Origin of the sequence: Shewanella sp. 10N.286.51.B8 (assembly GCF_041469325.1) — a bacterium.
Lineage (GTDB): Bacteria > Pseudomonadota > Gammaproteobacteria > Enterobacterales > Shewanellaceae > Shewanella.
Genome location: NZ_JBFRKG010000016.1, coordinates 1 through 17,755, shown reverse-complemented (window position 1 = coordinate 17,755; position 17,755 = coordinate 1). Strand labels below are relative to the sequence as shown.

The 17,755-nt window shown below is 42.2% G+C and carries 14 protein-coding genes; all 14 read right to left on the bottom strand.

Annotated features, from left to right (window positions below; genetic code table 11):
* Positions 1-198: 198 nt before the first annotated feature.
* Positions 199-2,370, bottom strand: coding sequence for an AAA family ATPase (locus AB4160_RS07100; protein WP_372004057.1), 2,172 nt, complete (start codon positions 2,368-2,370; stop codon positions 199-201).
* The gene (locus AB4160_RS07095; RefSeq protein WP_303414789.1) at positions 2,367-2,804 is read right to left on the bottom strand and encodes a VPA1267 family protein; all 438 of its coding nucleotides are present in this window, start codon (positions 2,802-2,804) and stop codon (positions 2,367-2,369) included. Before AB4160_RS07095 ends, AB4160_RS07100 begins: the two co-directional genes overlap by 4 nt.
* A 56-nt stretch (positions 2,805-2,860) precedes the next feature.
* Positions 2,861-3,283 carry a hypothetical protein gene (locus AB4160_RS07090; protein ID WP_372001838.1) on the bottom strand — a complete coding sequence of 141 codons (423 nt, stop codon included), beginning with the start codon at positions 3,281-3,283 and terminating at the stop codon, positions 2,861-2,863.
* A 10-nt stretch (positions 3,284-3,293) separates the two neighbouring features.
* Entirely contained in the window at positions 3,294-5,618 is a 2,325-nt protein-coding gene (locus tag AB4160_RS07085) for a hypothetical protein (RefSeq protein ID WP_372004055.1), read from the bottom strand.
* Positions 5,615-7,261, bottom strand: a complete 1,647-nt coding sequence (locus AB4160_RS07080) for a hypothetical protein (protein ID WP_372004053.1) — start codon at positions 7,259-7,261, stop codon at positions 5,615-5,617. Before AB4160_RS07080 ends, AB4160_RS07085 begins: the two co-directional genes overlap by 4 nt.
* On the bottom strand, positions 7,258-8,583 hold the full coding sequence (locus tag AB4160_RS07075; protein ID WP_372004051.1) for a tyrosine-type recombinase/integrase: 1,326 nt from the start codon (positions 8,581-8,583) through the stop codon (positions 7,258-7,260). The genes AB4160_RS07080 and AB4160_RS07075 overlap by 4 nt, the downstream gene beginning before the upstream one ends.
* Before the next feature lie 99 nt (positions 8,584-8,682).
* Complete coding sequence (gene nth, locus AB4160_RS07070; protein WP_303414803.1) at positions 8,683-9,318, bottom strand: endonuclease III; 636 nt, start codon at positions 9,316-9,318, stop codon at positions 8,683-8,685.
* A gap of 3 nt (positions 9,319-9,321) precedes the next feature.
* A complete protein-coding gene (locus AB4160_RS07065) occupies positions 9,322-10,017 on the bottom strand; it encodes an electron transport complex subunit E (RefSeq protein ID WP_076536406.1) in 696 nt (231 codons plus the stop codon).
* Positions 10,010-10,645, bottom strand: coding sequence for an electron transport complex subunit RsxG (rsxG, locus tag AB4160_RS07060; protein ID WP_102437228.1), 636 nt, complete (start codon positions 10,643-10,645; stop codon positions 10,010-10,012). Before rsxG ends, AB4160_RS07065 begins: the two co-directional genes overlap by 8 nt.
* 12 nt (positions 10,646-10,657) lie before the next feature.
* Entirely contained in the window at positions 10,658-11,707 is a 1,050-nt protein-coding gene (gene rsxD / locus AB4160_RS07055; protein WP_102437230.1) for an electron transport complex subunit RsxD, read from the bottom strand.
* A 2-nt stretch (positions 11,708-11,709) separates the two neighbouring features.
* Positions 11,710-14,328: an electron transport complex subunit RsxC gene (rsxC, locus tag AB4160_RS07050; RefSeq protein ID WP_372004049.1), complete on the bottom strand. Its 2,619-nt coding sequence runs from the start codon at positions 14,326-14,328 to the stop codon at positions 11,710-11,712.
* A complete protein-coding gene (gene rsxB, locus AB4160_RS07045) occupies positions 14,322-14,939 on the bottom strand; it encodes an electron transport complex subunit RsxB (RefSeq protein ID WP_372004047.1) in 618 nt (205 codons plus the stop codon). Before rsxB ends, rsxC begins: the two co-directional genes overlap by 7 nt.
* A 2-nt stretch (positions 14,940-14,941) precedes the next feature.
* A complete protein-coding gene (rsxA, locus tag AB4160_RS07040) occupies positions 14,942-15,520 on the bottom strand; it encodes an electron transport complex subunit RsxA (RefSeq protein ID WP_076536414.1) in 579 nt (192 codons plus the stop codon).
* A 137-nt stretch (positions 15,521-15,657) separates the two neighbouring features.
* Positions 15,658-17,559, bottom strand: coding sequence for a GGDEF domain-containing protein (locus AB4160_RS07035; RefSeq protein ID WP_102437236.1), 1,902 nt, complete (start codon positions 17,557-17,559; stop codon positions 15,658-15,660).
* Positions 17,560-17,755 lie beyond the last annotated feature (196 nt).

The window sequence follows — 17,755 nt, the reverse complement described above, 5'->3', positions numbered from 1 at the left end:
GAAATGGGGCAGAAACGGGTCAGCTTTGATACTAGAACCTGACACACTTCTGGGCAGAAGTGATTTGTAAGATTAGTCGCTCAACTACAGGCACATCTAGCTTCGCAAGAGCGCAGAATAAACTATGGATAATGCTTCGCATTAACACACAGCTTATTTCCGCTTGCACCCGTAGTCACTCCTTAATCATAAGTTTTATTATTGTTTTGTTAAAAGCTCAACAAGATAACTATTGCGTTTGTGAGAATGACTAGGGGCTTCGGTTACAAGTCTAAATTCAGCACTTGAGCCGACAATATGTATTTCATGTTCCGCCCTCGTGATTGCGGTATAGAGCCAAGCCCTATCTACGATTCTGCCTTTTTTCAGGGCGATAATGATACGTGGGAACTGGGAGCCTTGCGCTTTGTGAAGGGTTATTGCATAACCCAGTTCCATACAATCCAATACAGTTTGTGTGATTTCAATCTTATCTCCAGTATCAAGGGTCACTTCACCATAACTATCACCACTAGCCGTAGCGCTTGTGAGAACACCAAGAGAGCCATTCTGTATGCCTTTATCGTAATGATTACGGGTAAACAAAATCGTGTCATTTAAACGGATATTTTGAAAAAACTTCTCACCATTAATTTCAAATTCAAGCCTACTACCATTGGGATTTATGGCCTCCTGGGTCAGCATATTGATTTCAGCAACTAGGGCTTTTGTAGGAGCCATAATACGGCTATTTTCGGGAGACTTTTGATACAACTGACAGCAGACTTGAGCAATGTTTTCTTGACTGGTTTCGTGAAAGTGTATTGCATCTGTGCTTAAGTGATCTGGCATCACGCCCTGATTAATGAGCTTTGAGTATTCAGGGATGCCCGTTGAGCCTTCTTGCCTTTTGACAACATCCAGCATGGTGTTAGCAACCGTTTTTGCTTGAACAATATCAGCCAGTACTTTACCGCATCCTATTGGTGGAAGTTGGTCTGGGTCGCCAGTAAATATTAATCGTGTAGAAGGATGAATGTGATTTACAAGGCGATACATGGTCGGCAAATCAATCATGCTCGCTTCATCAATAACTAAGAGGTGATTGGTTTGTTTATCGCTGGGTTCAATAGGCTCTTCACGGAGAAACTTAGCAATGGTTGAAGTGACAAAGCCAATCGACTCATGCAGTCTCATCGCTGCGCGACCACTCAGCGCAACGGCATGGACTTCAAAGCCCTGTTGATGATAAGCCTTAAGTGCGGTTCTTAGTACCGTTGTCTTGCCTGTGCCTGCTCCGCCTGTAATGCAACTTACCGAGCTATCTAAGCACGTTATTACGGCTTCGGTTTGCTTGCTGGTTAAGTCGTAAGGCAGCTCGGCAACCGCAGTACAATATGCAGCATTAGCCTGTTCATCCAACAAATCATTGCATTTGACTAATGCGTTAAGTCTTTTAGCAACGACACTCTCCATCAAGAGTTGTGCGGTTGGGTGATAAGTTCCCTTGTCAGGATTTAAAATGTACTGCGCCTTATTATGGCCCGATTGAAATGCCTGCGTTATCAGTATTTTGTCTTTAAGGAGTTTGTAGAGGTAAGGGCGCACGTTAGTGTGAGTGGTATAGGTATGACCCTTTTCAATTTCTTTTCGAATAGCCATTTCAAGTGCTGCACTAAGTCTTCTTGGATCATCCTTTGCAACATCGGTCTTAAAATCCGTTACCTTGATAATATCTTCAATGTCGCTGAACGAAAGACCAAAACCAATAAGTGCATAGGGATTGCCCTTGATAACATCGATAGAGACTTCACCATGATGCTTAAGGAGCCGTTGCTGCACACTGGCAGGGATTTTGTGCTCACTCATCCAGTTGCAATACGCTAAATTTTTGTATTTGGCATAGCCTTTGTAAAGTGATTCCACAGAATCGTCATTCACAATCGATTTCAGGCGCTTTCTGGATTCAGGTGTGTCATTTCTTAATGTGGCATGAAAGTCTTTACCTAAGAGCTGCCAAAGCGCTCTGGCTTTGCTTTCCCCAATCCCTTTGAATATGCTTTCTCTGGCGATAAAGCGTATTAGTTGCTCACCTGTTTCGGGCAAAGAGCACTCAACATACTCTGGTGATTCATAGGTGTGCTGCTGCATCACATAATCGCCTGTCTCGATGTTTTTTAATTGTCGATGACCTTTGACTGACCAATGCTGACCCAGTTCAGGTTGTATGGGGATGCTCTCAGGGTCGACTTTGATGGTGACGTAATACTTGCCACTATTGGTTTTGTAAGAGCCTTTTGCCAGCGGCACACCGCTGAATATCACCATGTTGGTCGAGCGGAAAGGGACACTAGTTACACGCATCTGGTCTTCATGCAAAGCGGCATTCATCGTGGCATTAACCCCATTTCAGATAAGGTTTCAGACAGTTCACCGAAACGTTCAAGTCGCTTTTCAAGCTCTTTGACCTTAGCTTTTAATTCAATATTCTCAGACTCTAATAAAGACACTCGCTTTGAATCAAGCAGTTTACGATTCGCTGTATTGTCGTAGGCTTTGGGTTTATCCGCATTCTTCTTTGCAGCGTTAGTTAAAGGTGGCAGGACGCCTTTACCACGCAGTTCATCTTCTAAAGCTTTAAGTGCCGTTTTGAGGGCAGGGTTTTGATTTAAAGCAGATTTACCACAGCCAATCCCTTTTGCCACTTCAATGCGATTAAGCTGACCTCTGAACACTATTTGTTTAAAGTCATCGTCCGTCTGTGTGGCTTTCCAAACCTCAAATGCCTCAAGGTTTTGCTGCGCCTTTTGCTGACCACCTGCCATTTTACCCCTCGCTATATTTTGATTGAAGGCTGAGTGCGTTAGACATTGTTGGGTGTTTACGAATTGCTGCGCTCAATGTCTTGCAGAGTTTTTTGAAATACATCCATGACGCTTGGGTTCGTCTTGCCAATGCTGGATAACTTTTGAATGAAAGCCTGAAGTTTGCCTATTTCTGACTGTGCTACCGCAAGTTGCGCCTCCAGTTGTATCACCTTTTGTGCTAAATCCACGTCTTGTTGCAAGTAAGCAATTAATTCCTTGTTTTCAGACGAAACAGGCTTGCCCCTTAATACTTGCTTTTTCTGCTTGTACTCGTGCTTGATATTGGCGTACTTGTCGAGCGTTTGTCTCGTTGTAGCGATACCTAAGCTGGATTCTATTTTTGTGACTAGTAAATCCCATGTCAACTTGCCTTCCCAGCTTCGGATGAGGGCTTGAATGGAGATTTGCTGTTCAGTTTCTAGTGATTTAATTGCCATATTTATTGCCCTAGAGTGAGCCCAAGAAACCCAAGAATTTATCTGTGGCTTCATCTTTGTTATTGTCGTTTTTTGCCTCAATAGCAGCTTGCAGGGCTTGCTCGGCATCAGGTAGCGCTAACTCTGTATCTTCCACTGTTTGGGTCTCTAAATTGGTGATTCTTATGCTGTTTGAACCAGCTAGCAATCGCACCATACGACCTTCTTCTATCGCCTCATCGGACAGCACTTCAATGAGTTTTTTTAGCATACAAGTATTGCGATAATGGGTTCTGTACCACTTGTGCTGCGCTTCACTTGTTTCAAAGTTGATAGCTTCCTTAACCCTCTCCAAGTTGTGCGTTTGCACTTTCAAATCCTTCTGGAGTAAGTCGATTGCCTCACTATCATGGGTCACATGGCAAGAAGATGAGCATAACGCACATTGCGTTTCAAACTCCGACATATAAGTGCAGGGTGAGAGGGCGAGGTTTTGATCGCAAAACCCTGTCTCATGAACAAAAGTCGGTGTTTCATTGTCGATAGCCTTATTAAATTGTTCCATGGTCGCAATACGAAGCTTTATCTTATTTTCGACATCGCTTTCTAGTTCATTAGCGTAAGAGATATCCCCAATGACAGAAGCGTTTTGAGCGTCAGTGGTATGGATATAGGTCAGTGTTTGCTCGGCGCTCTTTCGGCCTGACAACATAGAAATAAGGTGGTGAGGCAGTCCTTTTTTCGACAGAAGATCATTTTGCCAATGACGCAGTTGGTGCGGCTTGAGCAAAAAGCTGGATGAGAACCCGTGTCGCTCAAAGAGCGTGAGCCTATTTCTAGCGCGTTTTATTAGTTCGTCAGAAAAGAAACCACTTAGCGAACTGATAGGCACTAAAAAGAAGGGGTGTATCACTCTGCCACCCAATTGCTTTTGTGTGTAGGCAAATAATGCTTTCTCAAAATCGACATGCTTAGTTTTACTTTTATTGTAACCTTTGAGCTGAGATTGATTCATCTCGATGGTGTGATTCTGAAACTCTGCCACGGTGAGTTCTGCCTTGCCTGCTGTATAGTTATCGTATTGATACTGCTGTGTGAGTGAACATCCTGTAAGTGCAAAAGCGTAAGGGCAGTGACGCTTAAACACCAGGGTGTCGAAGGGTTCAAGCTGTGCAATGGGTTTGATGAACTTTGGCTGATGCGGGTTTCGTACGTCTGTTTTGTCGGTTGCCCTTTTTGTGTCAGGTGTAACTCGCACACATTTGTCACTACCATCAAAAAAGCCCAGTAGCAAACCAAGATGTAATAGGTTGGTTGATTTACTCATGGAAGGCTTAAGCAGGGCAATATTCTCATCGCTGGGCGTAAATTCACCGAGCACCTCTTTGAGAGGGCGGTTCGGCTTTTGATAGAATCGAGCCAGCGCTCTTGCAGGCTCTGTAGCGAGAATGGTGTAGTGCAACGCTCTGTCTAAGCTATCGACCATTTCGGCATTAATGTGGTTTGCGTAATCCTTGTACCCCTTCGAGCCTCGCCAGTGGAGGTAATGCACCGTTTTTTTCTTGCCATTGACAACTTGTGTATGAGCCTTTATGCGTTGCACTGTTAAAAGCACTTGCTCTGCGCCAATTCGATTGGGTGCAGCCATGCCAAGTGCTGCCATTGTGCAACTAAAGCTGTCTCCTTGCTCTTGCGTCGGTAATAAAAGGGGTTGCCAAGCATCAACATCTTCCTTGTCACCATCCTGATAGGCTGGAATAACATCATAGAAGATAGCCCCGAGCGCCAGTAGTGCGTTTTCGGAGGGGAGCTTGTTTTGTTCTGCTTGTAGCGCATCATCGCCACTTTTAGTGCGAACTGATTCAACTGTAGTATTAATGTAGGGCTGACAGCTCTTCGCCAGCATTTTATGTTGATGCAGCCAGTTGATAAAAGATGTTAAGTTAGTGATGTATGTCATCAGGTTGATGGCAGATTGAATCCTTTCAAGGGTGGCGGTCGCGACATTCTCATTTAGGTGACAAAGGAAGATTCTTGCGGCTGTGATTTTGGCTCCTTTATTGCCTATAGATGAGTTTTCTTTCAATATATCAAGTGTATAGGCAAATAATAACTCATGCACCTCAGGTGCTAAACGATCTTCGTCCGTAAAGCTCGTACCTATATTGGGTCGATTTCTATTTAGATTACAAAAGAGAATATTCTGGGTTCTGTTGTCACTGTTGGTAAATGTGACAGCAATATCTTCCCAAGATGCCTGCTCACCTTGAGCGTTGGTAAATCCAATCAGAGGCTGTGCTTTCTTTTTGGCGACATAAGCGCGTTGATTATCAATGTAGCGGTTAATCTGACTCATTTTTTCGCCCCCACTTTCATGGTTTGTCGTTCTTCGCACAGCATCATTGTCACTTTGATATAGAGAATAATGGTTTGCAGTCGTTTAACCGTAGCGGGGTGGCCTGATTGACTATTAATCGCCAGCTTACGCTCTGCCTTATCTAAATATTGCTGATGGTTTGCGGTTTCCAAAGGTCGAAAGTTATCACAGGGATAGCACCCCATTGGAGCGGCTCCCTTTGATTGACAGCTTGAGCAGTTGGCTGGGTTAAGCTTGTGCCCTATCTCTTCATCAAATGGGCTTTTCACTTTAAAGTCAGCGTGTTGCTGTAATTCTTTCGAAGATACGCTATCAAAACGTTGTATGACACTGTTACCCGCATAGGCTTCGTCTATTTTGACTCGCTCAGGCGCTTTTAAATCAAGGTAATCTTGTATTGCCTCTACCGTAACACCTGTAATGGCGGCAATTTGCGCAGGGCTTAACCCCATCCAAGCTGCGAGGGTTAACTGGGTATGACGCCAGCGATTATTTTTAAATGCAAGAGGCTTGTGCGCTATCCGGTCACTCTTGATACTTAATTTTTTTTCGAAGAGGTAAGCAATACGTTTGGCAAGACTTGTCGAAGAGAGGTGGAAAGCCTCTGATGTGTCGCTTACTGATTGAAAGAGACTCTCTTTTGTATCAAATTTTACGGAGAATAAACTTTGGTCTGGAAACAAGGGGAGTCGTTGCATTAGCTCTTTTGTTTCACTCTCAGAGAGGATAACGCCACTCTTGCTCAATGACGCGCAAAGGAAAGTTTCGTACACTTGGTAATACTGAAGCAACAATTCAGACAGATTTGGCTCCAAGCGATGTGAACGTGACTCGGCATCGACTCTAAACGCTCCATTTTTACCTTTGAAGGTTCGTAGGTGCAACTGCTCTACATCAGAAAAATGATGCTGAGTTAAAGGCTGCCAATCACGGTTACTTTCTTTGTGTGAGTTAAATGTTTGACCCACCCGCAAAAGGTCACACCATTTAATTTTAACCAGTTGCGTAGGCCTTCTTACGATGGCCACCATCAACTGACAAGCCAGAACGGTTCTAAGGCGAGTGAAAGGTTGTGCTGTTGCAATCTCACTGCTGAGTGCATGGAGGGTTTCAATTCTTAGTGCTTCAAGAAGGTTATCACGCTCGATTTCACTGTAAGCCCCCGTTGTTTCATCAAGGATACTTTGTGGGCCAGTATTTCTGCCTAAATTCTCATCCTTAACGATGTCATAGAGCGCAGTAAGAAGACTGCTGCGGTACTCATGACTTCGTTTGTTAAATGCGTATAGGGCATCTTTTACATTCTTTTTATAGTCCGTGAGCGTTAACCACCACGCCTCAAAAGTCGTTGGCTCTAAGTAACCGCAAATGGTTTTTAAGATGCTGACATGGCCAATTATGGTTGAATAAGCATAATGTTTAGCAACGTGCGCGATAGTCAGTCGTAGGTCGAGAAAGGTTTCGCTATCTAGCTCATTCATCCAGTTAAGGTAAAGGGTTTTCTTGTAGCCAAGCAACCATTCATCAGAAAAGAGATCGAACTCGTAACCTGTTTCTTTTGATTGAAAGGTTCGTTTTCCTTGATAGCTATTTTTTAAGCTTTTAAGTTCAATGCTGTTCATTTGCTATCTCTCAGGTTGGGTACGGATTGGCTCTGGTTCTTGGATGAAATTTCACCTACCGTCACGGCTAATTGGAACTCGTTGTAAACTGATGCCATTTTTGAGTCTTCTACCCAGCCCATTGCATATTTGCGAAGGTCTTCGATTTTATCTGGTGAGAACCCTTTGGCTTTGGCTTTGTTTTCAAAGATTTCATTCCATTTATGGCGAAGTAAATGTGGGTGCAGAGCTATGCCAATAGAGTCGCCAAACGTTTTAACTACCTTGTGGATTGCGTTGTAAGACATTGGCTGTCCGATGGTTTTTCCTTTTTCTGAGATGAATACAAAATCATGTTCATGAGCGTTTGGTGTACTTTTACGCACGGTTTCAATATAGAGCTTAATAAGCTTCATTAAATCACGAGAGATTGGGACAGAAAGTGCTTTTGTTTTATTCGCAGCGGGAAGGCGTCTTGTGTCCGTTGGGTCGTTGGGCGTTCGGGTGAGTAGGAATCTAGGATTGCCCCAATCATCTATTAAATCACTTACCTTTAATTTCAATACCGCACCCACGCGTACCCCTGAATCAATCAATATTTGGGCGATTATTTGATTTCGAAGTTTACTCGATTTGAATGGATTATCAGGAGAGCATTCTTGAATAACATCCAACAAATTAAAGAATTTATCGGATGGGATAGCAGATTCAAAAGCATCTTTAGTAATAGTATTGTCCTTTCGGGAGCTAGATATTACGGTGCTTATGTAGAGTTTAAATTTATTAAATTGGTCATCGGTGCTGATTTGCTGCTTAGTTTCAGCTTTATCGTAGTGATGGCACACGTATAAAAACTCAATGTAGGCTTTCAGGCGATTGAGGCGTTGATTAAAAGTATGCGCTGACACTTCTGATTGACTGTTGGATGTCGCATGGATTGCATCCCTGATTCTTTTATCGGTAAGGCTAACTACTGTGCTGTCTTCGCTATCAGATTCTGTGCCCACATAAAATTTACAAGTACGAATATAACTGTCAATTTCTTCAATAGATAGAAAAGTGCCACTCGCAACACGCTCAACGAGATCAATACCTTTATCAATGAAGAAGCAATATAGAAACTTCAATTCGTAGGCATATTTTTTTATGGTATAGAATGACGGTGACTGTTTTGACTTTGACTTTGAAAGTGGAGAATTATGATTGCCATTAAGATAAGCATTCAAGTACAAGCAGCAAGGTAAGCCATCCCTAATAACAGCGGGAAATGAATAACCATTTATATCCTTGTATATTTTTACTTGAACATTAACACTCAAAGCATTCATTGCAAAGTCAACCATTAATTATACATAAATACACCTTAATTGGCCTTTTTGCTTTTGTAAAGGTAAAAAAATAGATTCCCTTGGGAATCTATTACTTCGCATGAGTATAATCCTTTACTTTTTCTTTGGTGGAGAGTATTCGCAAAGGTCTTCTATCATACAGCTACCACAGCGAGGCTTGCGGGCGATGCAGGTATAGCGTCCATGTAAAATAAACCAGTGATGTACATCGACTTTAAATTCGGCAGGGGTGACTTTCAGCATTTTTTCTTCTACTTGGTCGACATTTTTACCCATGGCAAATTTAGTGCGATTTGCCATACGAAAAATATGGGTATCAACAGCGATGGTCGGCCAGCCAAATGCAGTGTTGAGTACCACGTTGGCAGTTTTACGGCCAACGCCAGGGAGTGCTTCTAATGCCTCTCGATTTTCAGGTACTTCGCCGCCATGTTGATCAATTAGCATTTTACAGGCTTTAATAACATTTATCGCTTTGTTGTTATAAAGCCCAATGGTTTTAATGTAAGTTTTTAAGCCATCAACGCCAAGATCGTAAATTCCTTGAGCTGTGTTGGCGACAGGGAATAATTTGTCAGTGGCTTTATTGACGCTGACATCGGTTGCTTGCGCCGACAGGGTGACGGCAACCAGCAGTTCAAACGGCGATGAAAAGTTTAATTCAGTTTCAGGTTTAGGGTTATTGTCCCGAAGACGGGTTAACATTTCATAACGTTTTTGTTTGTTCATCTATTAGCTAACCTTGGTAATTCTGGCGCGCGCTATGGCTTCGCTTTGTTGTTTTGGTTGTCGGCTTTCGAGTTTTGCATCAATAACATTTTTAAGGGCAATTAACAGTCCCATGGCGATAAACGCCCCCGGCGGTAACATTGCAATTAAAAAATGGCTATCGAGTTGAAATACTTGAATCGTCAGTGCGCTTGCCCAGTCACCTAACAGCAGCTCAGCACCATCAAATAAAGTGCCTTGACCAAGAACTTCACGTACTCCGCCAAGCACCACTAAAATGGCGGTAAACCCAAGTCCCATCATGAGCCCATCAAAAGCAGCGCTGCTAACATTGTTGCGTGATGCAAAGGCTTCTGCTCGGCCAATGATCACACAGTTGGTGACAATCAAGGGCAAGAAAATGCCTAAAGAAAGGTATAAGCCATAGGCATAAGCATTTATTAACAGCTGAACACAGGTTACTAGTGCGGCAATGATCATCACAAACACTGGAATACGGATTTCTTTTGGAACAAAGTTGCGCACCAATGATACCAGTACATTAGAACCAACCAGCACTAGTAGTGTGGCAACACCTAAGCCTAAAGCATTAGTTACCGTAGCTGTTACAGCTAATAACGGACATAAGCCTAATAACTGAACCAATCCGGGATTGTTTTTCCATAATCCTTGCCAAGCTATTTCGCGGTAATTAGTCATGATCTCGTCCACATTGGTTTACGGTGCTATAAAGCATTTGCCTGTTGTTTTTAACATAGGTTAGGGCATTATTAATCGCTTTGACATAAGCTCTTGGGGTAATGGTAGCCCCTGTAAATTGGTCGATGTTACCACCATCTTTTTTAACGCCTAATGGTTTATCGTTTGAATTAAAAACTAACCCAGCAAAGGCTAAAACCCAGTCAGACTTTCTTAAATCAATTTTGTCACCTAAGCCAGGTGTTTCCTGATGTGCTAATGTTCTTACGCCTAGTAGGGTGTTGTCGTTATCGACACCGATAATAAGCTTGATATCACCGTTATAACCGTCAGGGGCAATGGCTTCAATGGCCATTGCAACAGGTAAATCGCCCTGTTTAGCAATATAGGCTGATAACGATTGATCGCTGCCCAAATATGCTTCATCAATCACGGCAATACAATCGTCAGTTAATGCATTGTCATGCATTGCTTGAGGTATGATTTGTTGCAGCACGCGTGTAAGTTGCTTGCGTTGCTGGTCAATAATCCTGTCTGCAGTTAAATAGTTCACGCTTGCTACTAAACCAGTGCAACACAAAGCAAATATCGCAAGTATCAGGCCATTTCGTGTAATAATATTAGACATAATAAATCCTGTTTAATTTCCTGCTCTATGGCCGTATGAGCGCGGACGAATGTAGTAATCAATAAATGGGGCACACATATTGGCAAGTAAAACTGCAAAGGCGACCGCATCAGGGTAACCACCATAGGTTCTAATCACAAAAATAAGCACGCCTATGATAGCGCCAAATAACAATCTGCCCCGGGGACTGGTTGCAGCGGTAACAGGATCGGTCGCAATAAAGAAAGCACATAACATGGTGCCACCAGAAAACAGATGCAGTAATGGGCTAGCATGAGTACTTGGATTCAATAAAAATCCCACACCTGCACAGATAAATATCGCTAATAATATGCCAGTACTGATCTGCCAGCGGATCACCTTGAGCTTTAACATCACAAGGCCACCAAGTAAATACGCAATATTGACCCAAAGCCAGCCAACACCTGCTATGCCGTCAAAAACATTCTTCTGTAAACTTTCGGCACTAGTTAACCCCATAGATAAATCAGTTTTGAATGTGTCTAACGGTGTCGCCATAGTATGACCGTCGATGCCAAGGCGATATAAATGAATATCCACATTGGATAATTCAAATATTGAATTTAATGCTGCAATAATGCCCACATGATTGCTAGCAAGTTCTGCAGGTGCAACCCATGAGGTCATTTGCACTGGAAACGAAACCAGTAACAGAACATATGCAGCCATGGCAGGATTAAAGATATTATTACCTAGCCCGCCATATAAATGCTTTACGATCACGATAGCAAAAAGACAGCCTATAACCGTCATCCACCAAGGTGTTAAGGGCGGTATGGCAACGGCAATCAATAAAGCTGTAACTAAGGCACTATTATCTGCTAAGGCTGTTTTAATTGATTTATTACGTAACTTCATTATGCAAGCTTCAGCGCTTAAGGCTGTTACTACGGCAATAATGATTTGTACCAAAGTCCCCATACCAAAGAAGTAGGTTTGGGCTAAAATACCCGGAATTAAACAGTAGGCAACACGCAGCATGACTTTATTGGTCTGCAGTGTGGTACTGACATGTGGAGATGAAGCTATTTTAAATGCCATGTTTATTCCTTTTCACTCAGCTTACGCTGATTTTCAAGCTTCTTCGCTTTTGCTTTAGCAACTGCAGCTGCAATTCGTGCTTTTTTGTCGTCAGTAGCTTCTGTTGGAGCAGGCTCTTCTTTAAGCTTTGCTGGCGCTGATACAGTTTCATTTTCAGCGTCATGTTTAGGCGCAAGTTTTTTCGCTTTGGCCTTAGCAACAGCGGCTGCAATTTTCGCTTTTTTGTCGTCAACGGGTTCTGACTGTACTTTTGTCACTTCGCTAACAACTTGCTCGTTAGCAGCTTGTTCGTTAGTAGCTTGAACAGAGGCAGAGACATCATCAGTTGCATTTGTTGCAGCGAGCTTTTTCGCTTTAGCTCGTGCAACGGCAGCCGCAATTTTCGCTTTTTTGTCGTCAATTGGTTTTGACGTTACTTCTGTTACTTCGCTAACAACTTGCTCGTTAGCTACTTGAACAGAGGCAGATATATCATCAGTTGCACTTGTTGCAGCTGTTGCAGCGAGCTTTTTGGCTTTAGCTCGTGCAACGGCAGCCGCAATTTTCGCTTTTCTGTCGTCAATTGGTTCTGAGGTTACTTCTGTTACTTCGCTAACAACTTGCTCGCTAACAACTTGCTCGTTAGCTACTTGAACAGAGGCAGAGATATCATCAGTTGCACTTGTTGCAGCTGTTGCTGCGAGCTTTTTGGCTTTAGCTCGTGCAACGGTAGCCGCAATTTTCGCTTTTCTGTCGTCAACTGCTTCTGACGTTACTTCTGTTACTTCGCTAACAACTTGCTCGTTAGCGGCTTGAACAGAGGCTGAGACATCATCAGTTGCACTTGTTGCAGCGAGCTTTTTGGCTTTTGCACGTGCAACTGCTGCGGCGATTTGTGATTTTTTGTCTGTAGCTGTGTTGCTAGGTTCACTGCTAGTAGTAACAGTGCTAGTAGTTACAGGCGTGTCATTAGCATCAGCTGGAACTGCACTGGCGAGTTTCTTGGCTTTTGCTCGGGCAATAGCGGCTTTAACTGCTGCACTTTTATCTGTAGTGGCACTATTGTTATTGGTTTCTGCAGCGGGTGTTGCCGTCGCTTGCTTTTTGGCTGCAATACGCGCCATTGCTTCTGCAACAGCATCTTTTTTACTGCTATCCATAGCAGCTTTACGTTTTTCTGCTGCGAGTCTTGATTTTTCTTCGCGGGCACGCTTTTCATCTTCAAGGCGTTGCAAGCGGGCTTCAAAACGTATTTTAGCCTGTTCAGCTTGGAATTTTTCTTCCGCTTCATTTTTAAGCGCTGATTTGGCAATGCGATAATACTCAACAAGTGGAATATCACTGGGGCAAACATAACTGCAACAGCCGCATTCAATGCAATCTTTTAAATTAAAGCTAGCGGCCTTATCGTACTCCTGGGCTTTTGCATGCCAGAATAATTGTTGCGGTAACAACAGAGCTGGGCAGACAACAGCACATTCTCCGCAGCGGATACAGGCTTTTTCATCGACATCAGGGGCGATTTCATCACTGCTTGGTACCAATATGCAGTTTGTTCCTTTTAATACTGGAACATCAGTATTGGGCAGTGCATAACCCATCATAGGACCACCGATGATGACTTTAGCACTTATGTTATTAGTGTCTTTGACTGGCGTTTGTGTTTGCTTGAGTGCATGGGTGATCGGTGTACCGATAGGTAACCAATAGTTGCCTGGTTGTGATACTTGATTACCCGTGATGGTCACTAATCTCTCAATCAGAGGTTTACCATTTAACACAGCATCTTGAATCGCAAAGGCGGTGCCGACATTGTGCACCACAATACCTTGCTGGGCCGGAATGCTACCTGTGTGTATTTCTTTACCGGTCACAATTTGAATCAACTGCTTTTCGCCACCGGAGGGGTACTTAGTTGGAATGATGGTGATACGAGTCATTTTTGCTAAGGATTCAAAGCCTGCTAACGCCGTCTTCATCGTTGCAGCAGCTTGTGATTTGTTATCTTCGATAGCGATAATTATCCGTTGAGGTTTCAACAAATAATCGATGACTTCGATGCCTTTGATGATGTCAGTTGCGTATTCACGCATTAACACATCATCAGAGGTGATATAAGGTTCACACTCAACACCGTTAATGATCACAAGATCAATTTCACTGGCTGGATTAAGTTTTATATGACTTGGAAACGTTGCGCCGCCCATACCCGCGATGCCAGCTTGCTTAATTTTCTCAATAACTTGTTGGTTACTCAGTTCTGTCAATGTCGCAGGCAAAAATACCGCAGCAGTATCTTGACCATCAGCGGCAATGGTGCAAGTTAAACAAGGTAAACCAGAGGCATGATTACTTGCATGCTGTTCAATACTGATAATTTGACCAGATGTAGGCGCATGTACAGGAAGGTACATAAAGCCTTCACCATCAGTGAGCATTTGCCCTTTGAGTACCTGCTCGCCGACTTTTACTGTTAAACGAGCGCAATCACCGACTTGAGGCAGCGGTACTCTATATTGAGCTGCTAAGGGTAATTGGCGTACAGCTTGAGTATTAGACAGAGTCTTAAGTTGTGGAGGGTGTATTCCACCTGGAGAATGCCATAAAGTCCCTTTATCAATTTGTTCTAATAAAGTTAGCACTGAGATTCCTCGTTTACATCGTTTACTTTAGCTGCTTTTGAGCTTTTAACATGATCAATATCAATAAGCATGACTGGGATAGAAGATAATTTCCAATCCCAGTTCTTTAGGTTTTGTTCAACTGGGATCATATCAATACAGTCAACTGGACAAGGCTCTACACACAAATCACAGCCGGTACAATCTTTAGTAATAACCGTGTGCATCAGTTTACCCGCGCCTAAAATGGCATCTACTGGGCAGGCTTGAATACATTTAGTACAACCAATACATTCATCTTCTCTGATGTAGGCGACTTTTTTAACCGTTTCCTGAGCTACTTCGTTTAATGGCTCTGGATCAACTCCCATTAATGACGCAAGTTTCTCCATAGTCGCAGTGCCACCAGGCGGGCACTTATTGATGTTATCACCATTGGCAATAGCTTCAGCATATGGTCGGCAGCCTGGATAGCCACATTGACCGCATTGGGTTTGCGGCAACAGGGCTTCTACTTGATCGACAATAGGGTTTCCTTCGACTTTAAATTTAATTGAAGCGTAACCAAGAATTAAGCCAAATATTAAGGCTAAGATGGTTAGCACAATGACAGCGATTGCAATACTAGACATGATTATTTAACTAGCCCCGCAAATCCCATAAAGGCAAGCGACATTATGCCTGCGGTAATCATGGCAATAGCACCACCTTTAAAAGGTAAAGGCACGTCAGCCGCCGCCAAACGTTCGCGCATGGCTGAAAACAATACTAGTACTAAAGAAAATCCAACCGCTGCACCAAAACCATATACTGCAGATTGAATAAAGTTATGATCTTCATTGACGTTAAGTAGGGCGACACCGAGTACTGCGCAGTTGGTAGTGATGAGCGGGAGATAAATCCCTAATGCTCTATGTAAAGAGGCACTGGTTTTTTGTACTAACATTTCAGTAAATTGCACCACAACAGCAATGACCAAAATAAAGCTCATTGTTTTTAGATAGGTGATACCAAAAGGCTCAAGTAAAAATTCGTTGGTTAAGTAGCTAAGTATAGATGCTAATGTGAGTACAAAAGTTGTTGCCATGGACATACCGATGGCAGAAGCTAACTTGCTAGATACCCCCATAAAAGGGCATAGTCCAAGGAATTTTACTAATACAAAATTATTAACTAGCACTGTGCCAATTAACAGTAAGAGATAGTCTGTCATTACTACACTTTTCTATATGAGAGTTCTTTAAGAGATTAGCAGTATTATCTAAGGTTTAGGCTGGTTTAACAACGGATAAAAAAAAGGGTTATGTAAATAATAACCCTTTTTTTGAATAAAGGTCTTACATTGGTTATTTATTTATCTGTTTTCGCGATAATTTCTGGTCTGGCAATGTAATAACCTTGTAAGCCATCAACGAGTAATTTTTCAAGTGTTAGTTTCTCTTCTTGCTTTTCTACGCCTGTAGCGACCACTTTTATGCCAATTCTTTTGGAGATATCAACAATCATTCTTATGAAGAATTTATTGTTGTTGTTTTGATCAATCTTATCGCTATAACTGCTGTCAAGCTTGATAAAATCGGGTTTTACTTCCCTAAAGAATTTGAAAGATGAAAAACCTAATCCAAATTGTTGAATGGCAACCTTAACGCCAACTTTGTGCATCTCATTAACGAAGCGTTGGCTTGCATTTAAGTTCTTCTGCATACCTGATTCATTGACTTCAAAGATTAATCTTGCAGCAACACTGCGGTGGCTAGATAAAATATCTGTTAACCAAGACACAAAGACTTCATGGGTAGCAGATGAGGCACTAATATTGACGCCAAAATTACCCTTAAGGCTTGGATTGGTGCTGAGTAATTGTATGCAATGAACGATGAGCATTTTATCCAAATCGATATTTAATCGATGACGTTCAGCCATTGCGACCACACTGGCTGTGGGTAAATTGGAGCCTTCATTATTAAAGAAACGGGCAAATAACTCACGATAAACATCGACTTGATTATTACAAGGTAAGATTGGTTGTTGAAAAAACTTAACCCCTTTGCGGTTAATGAGGTCATTGATGGTTACTTTCCAGTGGTTATCGCCTAATTGTTCGTTACCATTGAATTTTTCAAGAATATGGTATCTGTTAAGGCCAGATGTTTGCGCGATGCTGACTGCGGTATCCGCGAACACCAATAGCGCGTGAGGGTCAAACTGGTTTTCAAAAGGGACTAAACCGGCATTGGCAATATTATCGGGTTCAATGGTTTGGGCATATTCATCAAAGCTTCTTTTTAGGTTATCTAAAAATCGCTCAGACTCTTTTGTCGTAATACCATGAATAAATAATGCAAAATCACTGCTTGATACCCGGTAAAATTCATTGACTCCCATCTTAGAGCCAGCTGTTCTGATGCAAGTCGCAATTTTATTTAAATAATCATCGCCAGCTTCACGTCCTTGCAACTGGTTTATACTGGCAAGTTCAGCAGCTTTAACAATACAAAGCACGCCAAATTGCTGCTTATCTGATTTCGAAATAGATTTTATTTGATCGTCAAAGCGTCTTCGGGTTGAAAAGCCGGTGACAGCATCCTGATAAGCGGCTTTGGTAAGGGTATCATTTTTGTTATGAAAACTGTCGATGCTGGCTTTTAATTCGCCTCGGCTCTTTTCAAGAGCAATACCTATCGGTTTAAGCGAGCCTTTTAATCTTGAGGTTTCTACAGCTTGAAATGACAGACTAGAAATATTACTGATGTAATCAGATGCATACTTTATCCCTCTGCGGTGCACATGCATTAACAGCGCAAAACTCAGCATAATAACTAAATACGCTAAAATGGTCAGACTCGCTGCTTTTTCAAGGTTAACAAAGCTTGTGGTGATAACTGAACTCGTGTTTAACCGGACTTGCAGGCGAGCGTCAGCAAACGTATTAATATGACCTAATTCGATAGAAAAAATTTTATCTTCAAAGTCGGCGTCAGTTTTAGCTAACGTTCCATAGGTAAAGTTATTATCACTGTCAGTACTGTGGATGTATTGGAAAAATTGGAAGCTAAAATTTTCGCTTAATTGCTGAAAGAGTGCCTGTCCATCACTATTCCATTCTGTAATTGAATTGATTTGGTGCTTGTAATTTTCAATTGCAATATGGCCTTGGCGTTGCATTTCTTTATTTTCAAGGTCATAAATACGAAATAATAACAGACCAAAAATAACAAAAAGTACTAACTGGAAAGATTTTGATAAGCCCATGAATGATCCGTTTCCTGTCTTAAATGCTTGAGTTTAATGAGAATAATGTACTCAAGGTATTATAAACTTAAAAAAGAAATATAACTGTATTAAATTGTAATAGAAAAAGACATAAAAGGAGAGGGTTTTAAACTAAAAACGTGAGATATAACATGATGATATGCTAGAGGTAAATCTTGGCTCCCCGGACTGGACT

What these genes read in the sequence shown, in the direction of transcription:
- rsxD (WP_102437230.1), bottom strand. Translation starts at nt 11,707, where the DNA reads ATGGCATTTAAAATAGCTTCATCTCCACATGTCAGTACCACACTGCAG.
- AB4160_RS07100 (WP_372004057.1), bottom strand. Translation starts at nt 2,370, where the DNA reads ATGAATGCCGCTTTGCATGAAGACCAGATGCGTGTAACTAGTGTCCCT.
- AB4160_RS07065 (WP_076536406.1), bottom strand. Translation starts at nt 10,017, where the DNA reads ATGACTAATTACCGCGAAATAGCTTGGCAAGGATTATGGAAAAACAAT.
- rsxG (WP_102437228.1), bottom strand. Translation starts at nt 10,645, where the DNA reads ATGTCTAATATTATTACACGAAATGGCCTGATACTTGCGATATTTGCT.
- rsxB (WP_372004047.1), bottom strand. Translation starts at nt 14,939, where the DNA reads ATGTCTAGTATTGCAATCGCTGTCATTGTGCTAACCATCTTAGCCTTA.
- AB4160_RS07095 (WP_303414789.1), bottom strand. Translation starts at nt 2,804, where the DNA reads ATGGCAGGTGGTCAGCAAAAGGCGCAGCAAAACCTTGAGGCATTTGAG.
- AB4160_RS07080 (WP_372004053.1), bottom strand. Translation starts at nt 7,261, where the DNA reads ATGAACAGCATTGAACTTAAAAGCTTAAAAAATAGCTATCAAGGAAAA.
- AB4160_RS07075 (WP_372004051.1), bottom strand. Translation starts at nt 8,583, where the DNA reads ATGGTTGACTTTGCAATGAATGCTTTGAGTGTTAATGTTCAAGTAAAA.
- AB4160_RS07085 (WP_372004055.1), bottom strand. Translation starts at nt 5,618, where the DNA reads ATGAGTCAGATTAACCGCTACATTGATAATCAACGCGCTTATGTCGCC.
- AB4160_RS07035 (WP_102437236.1), bottom strand. Translation starts at nt 17,559, where the DNA reads ATGGGCTTATCAAAATCTTTCCAGTTAGTACTTTTTGTTATTTTTGGT.
- rsxA (WP_076536414.1), bottom strand. Translation starts at nt 15,520, where the DNA reads ATGACAGACTATCTCTTACTGTTAATTGGCACAGTGCTAGTTAATAAT.
- nth (WP_303414803.1), bottom strand. Translation starts at nt 9,318, where the DNA reads ATGAACAAACAAAAACGTTATGAAATGTTAACCCGTCTTCGGGACAAT.
- AB4160_RS07090 (WP_372001838.1), bottom strand. Translation starts at nt 3,283, where the DNA reads ATGGCAATTAAATCACTAGAAACTGAACAGCAAATCTCCATTCAAGCC.